Here is a 16,931-nt window from a genome sequence, read left to right as displayed (position 1 = left end):
GCGCGGTGCTTTTTTTTATGTTGAGCGCGATAAAATCCATTATGGAAGATAAAAATTATTATCCCATCAGACTAAGAGTAAAAAAGCACACAAAACCACCTTAAATTAAATTTAATCATTAGATTAAAAGTAAACCGAAAACGTTTTAAACTACGTTGCATTTTTATGGCGCGCAATTATTCTAAAATCTGAGCAAAAATCTTCCTGTTAAGTGTAACAAATTATGTCTAATAATCGATAACTGAATAACATTTTTTGTACCCATCTACTTATTCACTGTTTTCCGTTATTATCATAGCCAGATCATAATCACATTCACCAACTGAATGATTAACGACAAAGAATCAGCATAATGGATAACTTTAACGCCCTTCAATTTCGCCAGCAATTTCCTGCTATCAGCTCAGATATCGTTTTTCTAGACAGTGCCGCTACCGCACTAAAACCGCTGGAAATGGTCAACGCCTCCGATAATTACTATCGTTTTTCAGGCAGTTCTGTATATCGAGGGCAATCGCCAGAGGCATTAAAAATCACGCAACTCTATGAGCAAGGGCGCTCCTTAGCGGCTAAGTTAATCCATGCGCCCGACGAAAAATCCATTATTTGGACTCGCGGTACCACTGAGTCGATAAATTTGATTGCTCAAAGCTATTTTCGCGAGAAACTTCAAAGTGGCGACGAAATTATTGTCAGCGAAACTGAGCATCATTCTAACTTGCTACCATGGCTGATGTTGGCACAGCAAACAGGTGCAAAGGTCGTAAAATGGGCAATAGAACCTGACTTAACGCTCGATATCAACGCACTACGCTCTATCTTAAACACAAAAACTAAAGTTATTGCTATCACTCAAATGTCCAACGTAACAGGCTACCAGCCGGACATCTCCACCATAACTAAATTAGCCCATCAAGTTGGAGCAAAAGTTGTTGTGGATGGCGCACAGGGCGTTGTACATCACCCTCTAGATATCTTGGCGACAGATGTAGATTTCTACGTGTTTTCAGCCCATAAATTATATGGACCAACCGGATTAGGAGTCTGTTACGGAAAACCAGAACATTTAGCCAACATGAATCCGTGGCATGGTGGTGGCAAAATGTTAAGTCACGTCGATTTTTCAGGCTTTACTCTCGCGCCAATACCACAACGTTTTGAGGCCGGAACACCTAACATTGCAGGTGTCATTGCCTTTGCAGCAGTGCTTAAATGGCTTTCAACCCAAGATTTAACACAAGCTGAAATCTATACGTGTTCTCTGATAGATTACGCGTATGAGCAACTGTCGCAACTCGACGGTATTATTTGTTATCGCACAGAAAACTCACCACTTTTATCTTTCAATTTCCACAATATTCATCATAGTGATTTAGGTCTCTTCTTGACCGAACAAAAAATTGCACTACGCTATGGGCAGCATTGTGCTCAACCGTTGATGGACGCACTCAATATAAGCGGCTGCTTGCGCATCTCTTCCATGCCATACAACAACAAACAAGATATTGATAAATTTATTAATTCTGTAAAATTTGCACTGTCGATTTTAAATGATTAAAAGGTAATCACATGACTTTGTCTAGACATGAACTGGCTTCTCATCCATTTGGCACAGAGATTGTCATTCACGAAATCGTTGAACAGTTTTCCAAACAAAAAGCTTGGGAAGATAAATATCGCCTGCTCATTCAATTAGCCAAAAAACTGCCAACCCTTACTGAAGAAGAAAAGCAGCAAACTCAAGAAGTTCAGGGTTGTGAAAACCGCGTCTGGATTGGCGCCATCCTCAATGAAGATGACACATTTCATTTTTATGGGGATAGCGAAGGGCGTGTGGTGAAAGGATTATTTGCCGTTTTACTTGCCTGTATTGAACATAAAAATGCACAGCAAATTTTAGACACTGACTTTGATGAAATTTTCAATCAAACGGGTTTATCAGGACAACTCAGTGAATCCCGCCAAAATGGGATACAGGCGTTAATTTCTGCGGTTAAGAATATTGCAGGGGAGATGACCCCGGCAGAATAATGACATGATTGAGGCTACGCGGATACGGTAGCCTCAATGCCAACTATTTAGCCTCTCTTTGCGCTTTAGCGACCATCTTTTTCAACGCATGTGACACGGCAATAAAACCAAAGCTAGCTGTGACCATCGTGACAGCACCAAAACCTGATGCGCAATCCATCCGTTTTGAGCCATCCGCTGTACTTTTCGCCGCACAGACGGTTCCATCACTTTGAGGGTAAACCAATTGCTCTGTCGAAAACACACAATCAATCCCCAGCTTGCCTTTACCATTTTTCACAACGTTAAAGTCTGATTTTAAGCGTTCACGCAATTTGGCAGCGAGTGGATCTTGGACTGTTTTAGCTAAGTCGGTAACTTGGATTTGAGTCGGATCAATTTGTCCCCCAGCGCCGCCCGTTGTGACTACGGGGATTTTAAAACGACGGCAATACGCAAGTAATGCTGCTTTAGGTCTTACGCTGTCGATGGCATCGATAACATAATCAAACCCCAAAGAAAGGTACTCAGCCACATTATCGACTGTTATAAAGTCATCAATAACATTGACGGTACATTCTGGGTTGATGGCTAAAATACGCTCTTTCATTACATCAACTTTTGGTAATCCCACCGTCGATTTCAATGCATGCAATTGACGATTGGTATTTGTGACGCAAATGTCATCCATATCGATCAAAGTGATCGCACCAATACCAGAGCGTGCTAATGCTTCCGCAGCCCAAACGCCAACGCCGCCCACACCAATAACGCACACATGTGAACGCGCAAAAAGATGAAGGGCTTTTTGCCCATATAAGCGCCCAATTCCAGCGAATCGCTGCATCCACGCCTCAGAAAGCTGAGCTTGCATAATCACAAACAACCTTAGTTAAAACGGTAACTTAGTAAAAATAACAATCTAGTAAATAATCACTACATCGCACTAAAAACAGGCTGACTCTTTTTCAGTACCCATACACGACCATAATGGTTATAAAAGCCTGCCATTTTGCCCGCTTCGTGCCCTGTTCCATGATAAATATCGAAATGGTGCCCTTTAATTGCGCCCCCCACATCGAGAGCAACCATCATACGCATTTCGTATCTACCCGTAAATTTTCCATTACTATCTAATACTGGCACTTCGGCTAGCAATGCAGTTCCAGGTGGAATCAATGTTTTATCTGATGCTACCGAGGCTTTTGCCACTAATGGCACAGCACTCGCTCCCCTAACTGGGACAAACGATTGTGGTTTAAAGAAGACAAATGATGGGTTGCTTTCCAGTAATTCACGAACCTCTTGCTCACTGTGCGTGTTAGTCCAATCATGAATTGCTTGCAGCGACATTTTTTCTAATGGCACTTCGCCTCTATCAACCAATACTTTGCCAATACTTTTATAGGCATGACCATTTTTCCCTGCATAAGCAAAGAAATTCAAAGGGCTACCATCACCAAAGTCGACATAACCACTACCTTGCACTTCCATCATGAAGTTATCGACAGGAGAGTTACTGTAAGCGAGGATCAAGTTGTTACTGAGCGCACCATTATAGATTTGTGCGCGACTTGGTAAACGTTTCTTGCCTTTTGACGGCATTCCATATAACGGATGTTGATAATCCCCTTGTGGCGAACGACGGGCTTCAATTACGGGAGTGTAGTAACCTGTAAACTGAACGTTTCCGTAGTTATCCATCCCTTCCATTTGGAAGGCTGATAAATTAAACCGCGACAACTGAGCCGGATCCCCACCTGCCATTAACCAATTCTCTATCGCATGGTAAGTATCATTATTGCTGTTGAATAAGCGTGGTGATGCATTTTGAATCTCAGTCACTTGGCGATTAAAATCCGACGCATTTATTGGTCGCCCTTGCACATTAACCTGATTAACTTGTTGCAAGTCACTATGCATTTTTCCGTCTTTATATTGTTGTCCTTTATCTGTCGGATGAGACTGACACCCTGCAAGTAAAGAAAAAAAGACGCCCGCAATTAACCCTTTCTGCCATGAATTCATCTTTTACCACCTAACACATATCCAATATGAAGCGCACAATAGCAAACCCAAATTGAGAATGAAACGAGTATAAATATTTAGTTAAGTTATTTCTGAGTTCAACACCAACAAAGAACAAAAAAGCAACATTCTGTGCGATTTTTAAACTCCGATCGATGAAAAATGAAAAAAAAACACGAAAAAACTTGCATCAGATCTCATCCCGAGTATAGTGCCCGCTATCGGACGCGGGGTGGAGCAGCATGGTAGCTCGTCGGGCTCATAACCCGAAGGTCGTTGGTTCAAATCCAGCCCCCGCAACCAATTTCTTGATTCAGTCAATATTGATTTAGTCAAAGTAAATTCAGCAGTAAAATCAAAGTAGTATCCCAAAGTAGTGAATATTTCAGGCGCGGGATGGAGCAGCATGGTAGCTCGTCGGGCTCATAACCCGAAGGTCGTTGGTTCAAATCCAGCTCCCGCAACCAATTCCTGATATATTAGCCTCTTCAGTCGCGGGGTGGAGCAGCATGGTAGCTCGTCGGGCTCATAACCCGAAGGTCGTTGGTTCAAATCCAGCCCCCGCAACCAATTCTTATGTTTCCTTTTCTTTCTTCTTTATCCTCCCAAACTCAACACTCAAATTAATTTTTAATTATTCTAGCTTCATTTACGATTTATTTTATCAATAAAAAAGGCGACTCACATTACTGCCTGCCACCTTCTTTCATATATAAATCAAATAATTAGTTACGAATAGCTAACTCGCCACCATTACGAAAATAGGCTTTAATCCCTTCAAAAATAGACTCTGCCATCTGCTGTTGGAATTTCGCGGTTTTAAGCTTACGCTCTTCATCTAGGTTACTGATAAACGCAGTTTCTACCAAAATAGACGGAATTTCAGGGGCTTTCAATACAGCAAAACCAGCTTGGTCTACTTTGTTTTTATGCAGCCGATTCACTCTACCCATCCGTTTCAGGACTTCATCACCAAACTTCAAACTGTCATTAATGGTTGCTGTTTGCACCAGATCTAACATTGTATGGTCAAGATAGACATCACCACTTTTGCTCACGCCACCGATTAAGTCAGCTTCGTTCTGAGTTTGAGCAAGATAACGCGCCGTATTACTGGTCGCTCCTTTCGTGGATAATGCAAAAACAGATGAGCCATTCGCTGAGCGATTCGTAAATGCATCCGCATGAATAGAAACGAATAAGTCTGCCTGCATTTTTCTCGCTTTCGCAACACGCACTTTCAATGGGATAAAGACATCCTCATTACGCGTCATATAAGCTCGCATTTTAGGATCTTTATCTATTAGCGTTTTCAAACGACGCGCAATTTGTAAAACCACATCTTTTTCACGCGTTTTATATTTACCAATCGCACCGGGATCTTCCCCACCATGACCAGGGTCAATCATAATAACAATCGGTCTATCCGTACCTGCTTTACCCGGTTTCTTCGCCTGTGCAGGCATGCTCTCTTCTAAATCACCTTTATTGTAATCTTCAAGAAGCGCAAGTAACGGATCATCATTGGTTTCAACCCCTTTACCTGGGTAAAAGTCCATGACTAAACGGTGTTTAAACTCAGCGACTGGCGGTAAAGTAAAGAACCGAGGTGTGACTTTATTCTTAACTTCAAACACTAAACGTACCGTTTTAGGATCAAACTGCCCCACCCTAACTAATTTTAAGTAAGGGTCTCGAGACTGAATTTGACTTCCCATATTCTTAAGAACGTTATTTAATTGGACGCCTTCTAAATCAACAACAATACGCTCAGGGTTGTTTAAAACAAACTGGCGATACTTTAAAGGAATGCTGGATTCAAGAGTAATACGGGTATAACTCGAGGCTGGCCAAATACGAACAGCAACAACACTACTACTGGCAGCAAATCCAAATGGGCTGACACTTAATAGCATAACTGCCGCCGCACCTTGCAATAGGCGACGTTTTGATGGGCTGTGATCTTGATGACTCATCAATAATTCCGAATCTATTTCCTGAAAAGTTTAATAATATCTAAAATAAGAGATAATATATTAGCGATTAATTCGCACTCTATCTAGTTCTTCATCCTTTGTCATTACCAATCTATTCTATTTATATCCCAGCACGCATCTATTCAATGCCATATAAACGCCATATTTACGTAATTTAAATAGTTAATGATGCTCAAATGTCGAATAACATTTATTGGCAATAATCTGATATGCAGATTGAATTGTTGTGATTATATCCATTTATATTTAGAGATATGTAAACCTTAAAAATAAATTTGTTACTTTTATTGTCCCAACTTTTACTTGATATTTCTTGCCAAAAAGAATAAAAATACAGTTATTGCGAATAAAAATTCAGTTAAGAGGGTAGTTATGAAAGAGCGCAGCACCGAGTTGGTTGATGAGTTTCGCCATTCGGTACCTTATATAAACGCCCATCGAGGCAAGACATTCATTATCATGCTTGGCGGTGAAGCAATAGCGCATGAAAATTTTCCTAGTATTGTCAATGATATAGGTTTATTGCATAGTTTAGGCATCCGTATAGTCGTCGTTTATGGTGCTCGTCCTCAGATAGAAGGGATTCTTGCAGAGCATAATTACGATGCTATTTATCACAAGCATACCCGTGTGACAGATGCGAATACTCTTGAATACGTTAAACAGGCTTCTGGTGCTCTACAGCTAGATATTACAGCCCGCTTATCAATGAGTTTAGGCAATACGCCGTTACAAGGGGCACATATTAACGTTGTGAGTGGTAATTTCGTCATTGCACAACCTCTTGGCGTAGATGATGGCATTGACTATTGCCATAGTGGTCGTATCCGTCGCATTAACGAAGATGCAATCAATGCGCAATTAGATAACGGTTCGATCGTTTTGATTGGTCCTGTCGCCGTTTCAGTGACTGGTGAAAGCTTTAATCTTACCTCTGAAGAAATTGCCACCCAGCTTGCCGTTAAAATTAAAGCCGAAAAACTCATTGGTTTTTGCTCATCTCAAGGGGTTGCTGATAAAGAAGGTAATATCTTATCTGAGCTATTCCCGAATGAAGCTGAAGAACGAATCCAAGAATTGGAGTCAGAAGGTGATTATTACTCTGGAACCGTTCGCTTTTTACGGGGTGCTGCTTCAGCATGCCGCCGAGGTGTTCGCCGTAGTCACTTACTCAGCTATCAAGAAAATGGCGCGTTAATCCAAGAGTTATTCTCCCGTGATGGTATCGGTACGCAGATCGTTATGGAAAGCTCTGAAAAAACTCGCCGAGCCAATATTAATGATATTGGGGGAATTTTAGAGTTAATTAGACCACTTGAGCAGCAAGGAATTTTAGTTAGGCGTTCACGTGAACAACTCGAAATGGAGATTGATAAATTTACCATAATTGAGCGGGATAACTTGGTGATCGCTTGCGCAGCGCTTTACCCTTATCCTGAAGAAAAACTTGGTGAGATGGCGTGTGTAGCCGTACACCCAGATTACCGCAGCTCCTCTCGTGGTGAAGAGCTATTACAGCGTGTCATGGCACAAGCGAAGCAATTGGAATTGGATAAACTTTTCGTCTTAACCACCCGAAGTATTCATTGGTTCCAAGAACGTGGTTTTATCCCCGCTGAGATTGAAATGCTCCCCATGAAAAAACAGGCGCTCTATAACTATCAGCGTAAATCAAAAATATTAATGCTCGATATTAAAAGCCAAGCGGCTTAAGTCCCCAGAAGCAGGCGAAAAAATTAATTCGCCACACGATTTAATGCGCAATCATAAACCCAGATGTTCAAGCTACATTCTGGGTTTTTCTTGAATACAACTGAGTGTTAAGTTAAGCGGTTTGAACGACGCGGCACTTTTCACACAGTGGATTTGCATCTAATAATGGGCGTAAAATTGCTTCCATTTCAGCAAAAGAACTACCATAAAAGTAAAATGCGGTTTCAGTTGGTCCATCCCAAACACCGTGGATGCCACCAATATCCTCTACCGCTTCATCCAGTTGGTCAAATAAATCATTAATATCATTGTTTTCATATACTTCATCAGGTAGCTCTGTGCCATTAAAGTAAATAGCTAAACCTTCATCTGTACCAAAATCGATTTGTACATCTTCACCATGAATAGTTAAACGAGAACCTTTAGGCGCTAACATTGCCGAGAACATCTGAATAATCAGACTAATATTCTCATCACTCGCATCGGTTAATGCCAATTCAATATCACATTCAGCAACTTCGCCATTTTCACCTAATTGAGTACCACCACCGCTGACTTGAATTTGCCCTTCCTTGCCTAGCTTTTCCATTGCTTGATCAAATGCGTCTTCTAAATCTGCACGGCGAGCGGGGTCAATTTTGGCATTTAGTGTTACTGTTACGGCGGTCATTTGCTGCTGGTTTTCCATAGAAGTACCTTAAAGTCAGGGGATTAATTTAATTCTCTGTAATTCATTATCTGTAGCTAGTTCTTAGCAATCCCATGGTGACTGTTTAATTGCTCAAACTGCAATGCTAAGCCGCTACGGCGTTTAGTCGGCGTTTCTATCGCGCGACGCAACACTTTTTTACTGCCATACAGCGAAAGTTCATTCTTGGCTCGAGTCATTGCCGTATAGACAAGTTCACGAGTAATCACAGGCGAATATACATAGGGTAAAACCAAGGCGGTATGAGCAAACTCTGAACCTTGTGATTTATGTACCGTCATCACATAAGCTGTCTCATGGGCTGGTAATCGATTCGGTTGAATCCCACGAATAGTACCGTCAGGGAACTGAAAATAGGCTCTTAGTTGCCGCTCTTCGTCAAATAGAATAATACCAATATCTCCATTAAAGAGCCCCAAAGCACTATCATTACGGCTGATCATGATAGGTCTTCCAACATAGTGTTTATGTTGTAAATTATACGGTTTTGTAATTAAGCCTTGGCGGTGAAGTAATTTTTCAAGCTTGTCATTTAAACCAGAAACCCCATAAGCCCCTTCTCTTAATGCTGCAAGCAAACGGTATTGGTTAAATTTATAAAGAATATCTGCAGGTTTTTCACCGACTTTAACCGCCAACAGATAGTTTTGATAGAAACCAACGGCATCTAATAACATCTGAGCGTAACTTTCTCCACTTTCGAGCTCAGATTGGGTTTCATGTTCAGAGGGGCTATTTGGATTATTGTTAGAAATATAATTATGAATGTCTGCGAAATTCTGGGTAAGAATTTCATCAACCCGTTTTACATTTCCTGCGTTGACGGCATAGGCTAATTGCCCTATCCCTGACTCAGCAGAAAAACGGTAGCTTTTTCTCAGTAAACATAAACTATCGCGAATAACAGGCCCCTCATTGGAGGTAAAATCACTTAATGGGCATCCAGTCAGTAATTCAAGCTGGGCAGCTCGCTCATAGCTATAACCTTTATCGGCAAAACGACAAATATCCCCAAGAACAGCCCCCGCCTCGACTGATGCGAGCTGATCCTTATCCCCAAGAAATATCAACTTAGCCGAGTTAGGCAACGCTTCAATGAGTTTGCTCATCATCGGTAAGTCTACCATCGATGCTTCATCCACAATCAGTATGTCCAGTGCCAACGGGTTATCACGATGATAACGAAATTGTTGGCTTTCTGGCTGAGCGCCTAGCAAGCGATGTAATGTTTTGGCTTGGGTGGGTAACAACGTTCGCTCTTCATCATTCAGCGGCAACTGCTTCAGAGCATGCCCTAAAGATTCCGTTAAACGTGCGGCGGCTTTACCTGTTGGCGCGGCTAATTCGATGCGTAAACGATGTGGCAGGTGACCTAACTTAATCAATAACGCTAAAATTTTAGCTACTGTCGTGGTTTTACCTGTTCCGGGTCCACCGGAGATGACTGAAACTCGGCTTGTGACAGCAACTGCAGCAGCAATTTTTTGCCAATCAATATCTTCAGAGACTGGGAATAACTGCGACAAAATTGACTGGGTTTTAACTACATCACAATCTGTTGACCCTGTCTGTGAAAAAAAGTGTGCGACACACTGCTCATATTGCCACATACGTTGAAAATAAAGAAAATCACCGGACAATATCAAGGGAGCTACGCCATTATTTCCAACTTCACATACTGATTCACTCGACAGCAATGCGGCTCTTATCGTGCTAGGATCCGGCTCCCCTATCATTTGCCACAACTGCGCTGCAAACTCAGGGTGCCTTCCCATAAATAACGAGTTAGGATGAATATCATCTAATGATAAACAGACATGCCCTGACATGGTTTCCGCGCTAAGAAGTGCTCCCACCAGCAAAAGTATTGGGTTTTCCTCATTTGCAATATTATAGGCAAATTGTACATCAAGAGGCGTGAATAAACGCGCTTCAATAGCTTGATTAAATAGCACTTTCATTATTGAAGCTCCTTAGATTGAGCCTCACGAAAGAGCGCATCAAATTCATGGATAAATTCAATTGTTGGGCGATAAAAAAAGATGCCATTTTGAGAATCTACGCGCTCAGTCCCACGTAGAAAGAGATAGTAAACACCGCCAAAATGGGTTTCATAATTATAATTTGGCATCCTCTGCTGTAAAAAGCGGTGTAAAGCGAGTGAATAGAGTTGGTATTGCAGATCATAACGATGGTCTATCATCGCGTCTGCCATCGCCTCTTGCGTATAATACGACGCATCTTCACCTAAATAATTAGACTTATAATCTAATAAGTAAAATTTCCCTTTCCAACAAAAAGTTAAGTCAATAAAGCCTTTTAAAATCCCTTGCACCTGCTCAAAGTTAAGCGGTGGGCAATGTTTGGATAATGGATCATGTTGGTGAGTCACGCGATCGACATCTTTTGCATTAAGTAGGCTATCTATTGGCAGATAAAATTGCATTTCATCCAATCTATCTTGGGCGGGAAGCGCTGATAAGCAAAGCCCATCATCAGCCAAAGGAACGTTGAGAATCGCATTTAGCCAAACTTGCAACATCGGAGCCCATTGAATATCAAACCCCGCAGCTTGTAGTTTTTCTTCTAACCACTGAGGTGAAATTTCACCTGAAAAATCAATTTCCTCCATCAAACTATGCAAGAAAGTTCCAGGAGCTGAGCCTTTAGGAAATTGGTGTGGCGTCAGTTGGTTTTCTTGTATCTCTTCAGCGTTAACATCTTGGCTAGCTTCGATATCCATTTTTGGTGCTAATGAATTTGCAAATTGCAAAGCAGATAATGTTTGTTCTTCTTCTCCATGAGAACTGCTATAGCTCAACCCCGAATAACTGGTAACACGCCAATGGTCATCAAAATGACGAGAAATTTCTCTCGCATATAGCTCACAGTCAGTCTCTTTCGTTAAATTCAACCTTGCCCTTTGCGACGCAACAATCGGTTTTATATCAATGACATCGTTGCTGATAACGTCTAGCATGTTACTGAGTAATGAAGCATCGCCTTCTTGACCTTTTTGCAGTAAATAACCCAGTGCGGATAAATGCAAATCTGTATTACCTGACTTTTTGCGGTTACCTTTGATAAGCGGTGCTACCCCTACACTACAATGGTAAATTGCACGAGTGAGCGCGACATACAACAAACGTAAATCTTCCGCTAAGCGCTCTTCGTCCGCTAATTCAACGTATTTTTCGGCATCATCAAGATCGAGTTTAGTCATGTAATCATTACGATCATGGAACAAGCCTTTTGACTGAGGTAAAAAATTACTCGCAAACGGCAACCAGACAATTTTATATTCCAAACCTTTAGATTTGTGAATGGTGCTAATTTGCACTAAATGACGATCACTTTCCAAACGCATTTGTTGGGCATCTGATTGATGATCAGGATGCGCAATCTGTTGTGCCAACCAACGAGTTAGTGTGTGCTCACCTTCAAGTTGGAGAGACATCTCTTGCAATAATTCACCAATATGCATGAGATCCATCAAACGACGTTCACCTTCAGTACCCGACAGCAAAGTTTCCGCGATATGTCGTTGGGACATAATTCCCCTCAACATAGGCAAAACGCCACGTTTACGCCAAATTACTGCATATCGTGCAAACTCATCAACCAAGGCTTCCCACGCTTTTTCATCGTAATTCAGGTTATCAATATCTTCAGCAGTTAAACCTAATAAGCCCGTGGCTAACGCGCTGCGTAGTACCCGTTCTTTTTCCGGTGTTAATACCGCCAATAATAACCAAAGAATCTCTTTAGCTTCTTGGGTTGCAAATACACTTTCCCTATTCGATTGGAACACAGACGGAATATTAAGTTGATTCAGCGCATCACGGATTAATACTGCTTCTCGGCGACTACGCACTAACACTGTGATATCAGAAGCTTCAACCGGTGTTTTTTGCTGTTTATTTTTAAAGTAAGTAAAGCCTTGCTGGCCACCAGCAAGATATTCCCCAATTTGAGCTGCACACTGCAGTGCAACCGCTTGTTCATATTCTGAAACTGAGACAGCTTCCGCTTGCTGCAACCAAAACGTGAGGGCTTTAACTTCCTTTCCATCATGGATCAGTTTTTTGTCGCTATTGCTTTGTGCAAAATTAACACTTTGAAATGGAATTTGTTCAAAAATAAAGGGGTTTTCTGCATGATGAAAAACCTGATTGACCGCCTCAACCATATGCTGTGATGAGCGATAGTTTGTTTCTAACGTATAGTGAGCACTAACTTGCGTCTTTGCAGCAATATACGTAAAAATATCTGCCCCACGGAAAGCATAAATCGCCTGTTTCGGATCACCGATAAACAGCAAGGCTGTCTCGTCTGCTTCTTGATAGATTCGCTGAAAAATACGATATTGCTGCGGGTCGGTGTCTTGAAATTCATCGATCATAGCGACAGGAAAACGCTTAGCTATTGCTTCGGCAAGCAGCTCGCCCCCATCTTTATGTAAAGCACTATCTAAACGGGTTAGTAAATCGTCAAATCCTAGCTCTCCTCGCGTTTGCTTTTCATGAGCAATAGTTTGGCGTACTTCGCTAATCGCTTGAGGAATAATTAAGTCTTTAATAGTGAGATTTTGAGCAAGTAATTCATCGATAAGCCGAAATACTGCATGAGAAGGTCCCGAACCGCTTTTAGATTTTTCATCTAATCTGGACTGAGCAAAACGCTCTAAAATATCCTGAGGAAGCTGGTAATCATCTGTTTCTTGCGCCGCCCAATGGGATATTTTCTCCAACCATGTTGGTAAATAACGCCCGCTATAGCTGCGTTTATCTACATCAGAATCCGCAATCAACTTTTCAAAATCAGCAACGTTTTGGCACCATTCATCTTTTACGTTTTGAATTAGATTAATTAGCCTATGATGGCGCTCTTCTAGCGTTTCGAGCTCTTTAGGTTGATTAATAATGGTGGGAATATCACCTTGTAAGAATGGTTTAATTTCATTCAATAGCGCTTCAGGTCCACTCCACTGAGAATGAACGACTTTCGTCATCGAATAATCCAAAGGATAAAAATGACGCCGCCAAAAATCCGCACATGCTTGTTTCTGAATCGGAAATTCATCTTGGATCATCGTTTGCTCAAATAAAATGCCAGACTCAAACGCATTGTGAGCCAGCATTCGTTGGCAAAAACCATGAATCGTATAAATTGCCGCTTCATCCATTTGGCGCTCAGCGGCTAGCAACCAATTAGCGGCAAAGTCCCTCTGCTCTTTACTTGGTAATTCTGCCAGTAACCTAAGGTATTCTGGTTCTGATTCAAAGCCTAAGCCATTACGTAAACATGCTAGACGCATTTTATGAATACGTTCGCGAATACGTCCACGTAATTCATTTGTCGCAGCTTCGGTAAAGGTAACGACCAAAATTTCTTCAACACTTAAAGGGCGAGGGAATGCATTCTCATTCCCTAACCCCAGTAATAAACGCAGATAAAGAATCCCAATCGTATAAGTTTTACCTGTACCCGCAGATGCCTCGATTAACCTCTGTCCATTTAAAGGCAATTTATAGGCATCTAACAATTGGGAATTCATCTGCATTTTATTCACTCAGCATTTTCCTTAATCGGTAACTTCTTCTGAAGGTCAGATGCATTCAGATATAGCGCCCAGTTTTTAAATTGTGCATATCCCGATTTCGTATCGACATTCTGACCAATAACTTGAGATGCCATAGCCAAGCCTTGGCGTTTTAATACTGCGTTTTCGTAGTAGTTAATCACTTCAGCTTGAGTTGCTGCCGCTAATCTCGTTAACAGTTTATCTCGAGTATCAAAACTGAAAATATTACGAGAAAAATCAGAACCATAACGTCCTACTTCTTCATAGAATGTTTGCGGTGGCTGCTTCATTTCTGTAATGATGGATTGCTTATATTGCTCAAACTCACTAGCAGGCAATTTTTTCAGCTTATCCAAAGCCGCCGTATAGAAATCCTGATAGCGAGTATTGAGATAATTTGGAGTTTTGGCATTACTTTGTAGTAAGAAACCAATTCCCCATTGATCGCCCAGCCCAACCTTAAAGGCAAATACCGCATAACCTAATTGCTCATTGGTTCGCAGTTGATCGTAGAACCAGGGTTGAACAATTTTCGATAAAATACCCGATAAAACAGCGCCATCGATACGATCATAGCCAGTAGGAATAAATAGCTCAGCTAACGCATTATCACTGCTATTACCTTGTTTATGGAAATTTGCCAAATACGTTTTATCTACAACAACGATATCACCACGCCACCAATTTTTACCTTTGCTCTTCAATAGCTTACTCGCGTCCAAAATAGTTTGAATACTTTGTTGCTGAGTTAGATTTCCTACCACTAACGCCTGTAAGGCAGCCCCCTCAACGACTGAATCACGGTAGTCCGTAATATCCTTAAGCGTGATAGTCTCTAAAGCGGCTAACCGTTGTTCTTGTTCAAAATAAGGAACACTATTGAGACGCTGCAGTGGTTGCATAGCAAGTTCATACGCTTTCGCATTGTTTGCTACTTCGATTTGTTCTTTGTACCAAGATTTTGCTTGGGCTAACTCTCTTTCTGTTGGCTCAAAACTTAAATATTGCTTGGTCATGGACAAAAACAGCTCAGATAAATGCTGGGTATAACCACTAGCATTGAGCTGTAAACCAACCCCTTGAGAAACTGAAACAGACATTCCAGCTACAGAAGCCTGATACTGTAATTCATCCATTTTTAACGATGAAATATATTGCAGAAGTGAGCCAGCCACTTGAGATTTAGCCGTTTTATCTTGCTCGTTGTACCGGAGATCTAACGTAATACTCGCCTTAGGTTCATCAGCAAAATATTGGCTCGGCATATACAGAACACGGGTATTTCCTTTCTGATAAACCATTTCAGGATGCTTGTAAGCTTTGTCTGTTTTAATCAGTGACAAGTTGTCTGGAATATATGGGTTAAGTTTAGGCAATTTAAACGTCATTTTTGACTCTAAATCAGCCCACTGCGTAAATTGCTTTTTGCTAATTTTATCAACCTGATAGGGTGCATCGACAAAATAAGCTTTTTTATTACTTGGCTCATTCGGACTAATAAACCAAATACGGGCATTTTGCGCAGTTAACTCAGAAAGTCGCTGTTTTATTGCAGCAGGGTTATATTTATCCGCCACGTAATCAGAGTCCAATACATGATTAACTGGCATTGTGATCATTTGGTCAGATAGCCATTCGATATAGTTCATGTCTCTTACAATTGAACCATAACGGAATGATAAATTAAGCACTTTGGCTATTTCATCAAAATAACCTTGGTTAACACCTTGGTTTTTAATCAAATCAATATAAGCAAAAATGGCGGCAATGATTTGATCACGCTCGGCTAATCCTTTGTCAGTTAACGTGACATAAATAGAAAAGGAGCCATAGTTACGATCAGAATTTGGTGATGCTGATGCACTAATACCTTCCGCTAATCCTTGGGAGATCAGCCAGTCTGATAACGTACCAGGGCTACGGTTCCCGATTAAGTAGCTAATATATTCATCACTTTTGCTACGAAAGTCAGCCATATTATTTTTGATACTAAATTCAATTTGCAGTGCTTTTTGCGGCTGAGACGGAACGTAATGAATCACAATACCTTTTTCTTTATCCGTAACTGCTGGGATCGTGACTTCAGGTACTGAGGCATTAAAATTAGGGATACGACCAAATGTTTCATTGGCGATTTTCGCCAATTGCTCAATAGATTGATCGCCATATAGCACCCCGTTCATCAGGTTCGCAGAATAATAACGCTTGTAGAAACTCACTAACTCATCTTGAAGCTTACTATTTTTTTTATCCTTTAGCGTTTCTAGATTCCCCCCAGCAAAGCGAGAATTTGGGTGCGCGGGATTTAAGGTTTCTGAACGAATCTGCCAAATGCGCATTCCATCACGGGCACGAGCCATTGTCAGTTCTGCATTAACTGCATTACGTTCTTTATCCGCATTGATAGGGTCTAGTAATGGTTCTGCAAGGGCATCCGCGAGCCTATCAGTCGCCGCTTCTAATGCACCATTTTCGACTTCAAAATAGTAGGCTGTACGGTGAGGAGCTGTACTCGCGTTATGACTCCCGCCATGCTTTTGTAAAAATTCAGAGAAGCTGCTTGGCTCTGGGTATTTTTTAGAGCCCATTAACACCATATGTTCTAAATAGTGAGCAAGTCCTAACTGACTATCTGGATTCTCAATACTTCCAACAGGTAATGAGACCGCAGCTAACGATTTTGTGGCTTTAGGATCCGAAACCAGTAAAACCGTCATGTCGTTATTCAATTTAATAGCTTTATATTCTCGGGGATCACTCACGCTTTTATTGATAGTCTCTGGCAATACTTGCCAAAGTGGTTGCGCAGCAATGGCACTACCGACAAACAGTAGTGATAACAAGAACAGATGAGCGATATGTTTCGATAATCGTAACATTCTTGGATGCT

10 protein-coding genes and 3 tRNA genes are annotated in these 16,931 nt (G+C 41.3%); 6 read left to right on the top strand and 7 right to left on the bottom strand.

The window, feature by feature from the left end; translation table 11 throughout:
* The first annotated feature begins 352 nt into the window (after window positions 1–352).
* The gene (gene csdA / locus PSF16_RS00340) at window positions 353–1,558 is read left to right on the top strand and encodes a cysteine desulfurase CsdA (protein ID WP_006662979.1); all 1,206 of its coding nucleotides are present in this window, start codon (window positions 353–355) and stop codon (window positions 1,556–1,558) included.
* Window positions 1,559–1,569: 11 nt separating this feature from the next.
* Window positions 1,570–2,031, top strand: coding sequence for a cysteine desulfurase sulfur acceptor subunit CsdE (gene csdE, locus PSF16_RS00335; RefSeq protein WP_036962884.1), 462 nt, complete (start codon window positions 1,570–1,572; stop codon window positions 2,029–2,031).
* A gap of 43 nt (window positions 2,032–2,074) precedes the next feature.
* On the opposite strand, the gene tcdA is transcribed toward csdE, so the two are convergent.
* Both tcdA and mltA read right to left on the bottom strand, forming a co-directional pair.
* Complete coding sequence (gene tcdA / locus PSF16_RS00330; RefSeq protein ID WP_006660125.1) at window positions 2,075–2,884, bottom strand: tRNA cyclic N6-threonylcarbamoyladenosine(37) synthase TcdA; 810 nt, start codon at window positions 2,882–2,884, stop codon at window positions 2,075–2,077.
* 62 nt (window positions 2,885–2,946) lie between these two features.
* On the bottom strand, window positions 2,947–4,038 hold the full coding sequence (mltA, locus tag PSF16_RS00325; protein WP_272688602.1) for a murein transglycosylase A: 1,092 nt from the start codon (window positions 4,036–4,038) through the stop codon (window positions 2,947–2,949).
* A gap of 226 nt (window positions 4,039–4,264) precedes the next feature.
* On the opposite strand from mltA, the gene PSF16_RS00320 reads away from it, so the two are divergent.
* From PSF16_RS00320 to PSF16_RS00310, 3 genes are all read left to right on the top strand, one after another.
* Window positions 4,265–4,341 (top strand) — tRNA-Met (locus PSF16_RS00320).
* Window positions 4,342–4,428: 87 nt separating this feature from the next.
* Window positions 4,429–4,505: transfer RNA gene (locus tag PSF16_RS00315), tRNA-Met, on the top strand.
* Between the two features lie 26 nt (window positions 4,506–4,531).
* Window positions 4,532–4,608, top strand: a tRNA-Met gene (locus PSF16_RS00310).
* 155 nt (window positions 4,609–4,763) lie between these two features.
* On the opposite strand, the gene amiC is transcribed toward PSF16_RS00310, so the two are convergent.
* Entirely contained in the window at window positions 4,764–6,014 is a 1,251-nt protein-coding gene (amiC, locus tag PSF16_RS00305; protein ID WP_006659233.1) for an N-acetylmuramoyl-L-alanine amidase AmiC, read from the bottom strand.
* A gap of 393 nt (window positions 6,015–6,407) precedes the next feature.
* On the opposite strand from amiC, the gene argA reads away from it, so the two are divergent.
* Window positions 6,408–7,748 carry an amino-acid N-acetyltransferase gene (gene argA / locus PSF16_RS00300; RefSeq protein WP_006662976.1) on the top strand — a complete coding sequence of 447 codons (1,341 nt, stop codon included), beginning with the start codon at window positions 6,408–6,410 and terminating at the stop codon, window positions 7,746–7,748.
* A 112-nt stretch (window positions 7,749–7,860) separates the two neighbouring features.
* Here argA and PSF16_RS00295 read toward each other — a convergent pair whose 3' ends face one another.
* The 4 genes from PSF16_RS00295 to ptrA are packed head-to-tail and all read right to left on the bottom strand — an operon-like array spanning window position 7,861 to window position 16,920.
* Window positions 7,861–8,436, bottom strand: a complete 576-nt coding sequence (locus tag PSF16_RS00295) for a hypothetical protein (protein WP_006659231.1) — start codon at window positions 8,434–8,436, stop codon at window positions 7,861–7,863.
* 56 nt (window positions 8,437–8,492) lie between these two features.
* Window positions 8,493–10,418: an exodeoxyribonuclease V subunit alpha gene (gene recD, locus PSF16_RS00290; protein ID WP_272688601.1), complete on the bottom strand. Its 1,926-nt coding sequence runs from the start codon at window positions 10,416–10,418 to the stop codon at window positions 8,493–8,495.
* The gene (recB, locus tag PSF16_RS00285; protein WP_272688600.1) at window positions 10,418–14,029 is read right to left on the bottom strand and encodes an exodeoxyribonuclease V subunit beta; all 3,612 of its coding nucleotides are present in this window, start codon (window positions 14,027–14,029) and stop codon (window positions 10,418–10,420) included. The genes recD and recB overlap by 1 nt, the downstream gene beginning before the upstream one ends.
* Window positions 14,026–16,920, bottom strand: coding sequence for a pitrilysin (ptrA, locus tag PSF16_RS00280; RefSeq protein WP_272688599.1), 2,895 nt, complete (start codon window positions 16,918–16,920; stop codon window positions 14,026–14,028). The genes recB and ptrA overlap by 4 nt, the downstream gene beginning before the upstream one ends.
* Window positions 16,921–16,931: the final 11 nt, after the last annotated feature.

The organism is Providencia sp. PROV033, assembly GCF_028484855.1.
Lineage (GTDB): Bacteria > Pseudomonadota > Gammaproteobacteria > Enterobacterales > Enterobacteriaceae > Providencia > Providencia alcalifaciens.
The sequence above is the reverse complement of the archived record's forward strand: the minus strand, read 5'-3'. Positions and strand labels throughout refer to the sequence as shown.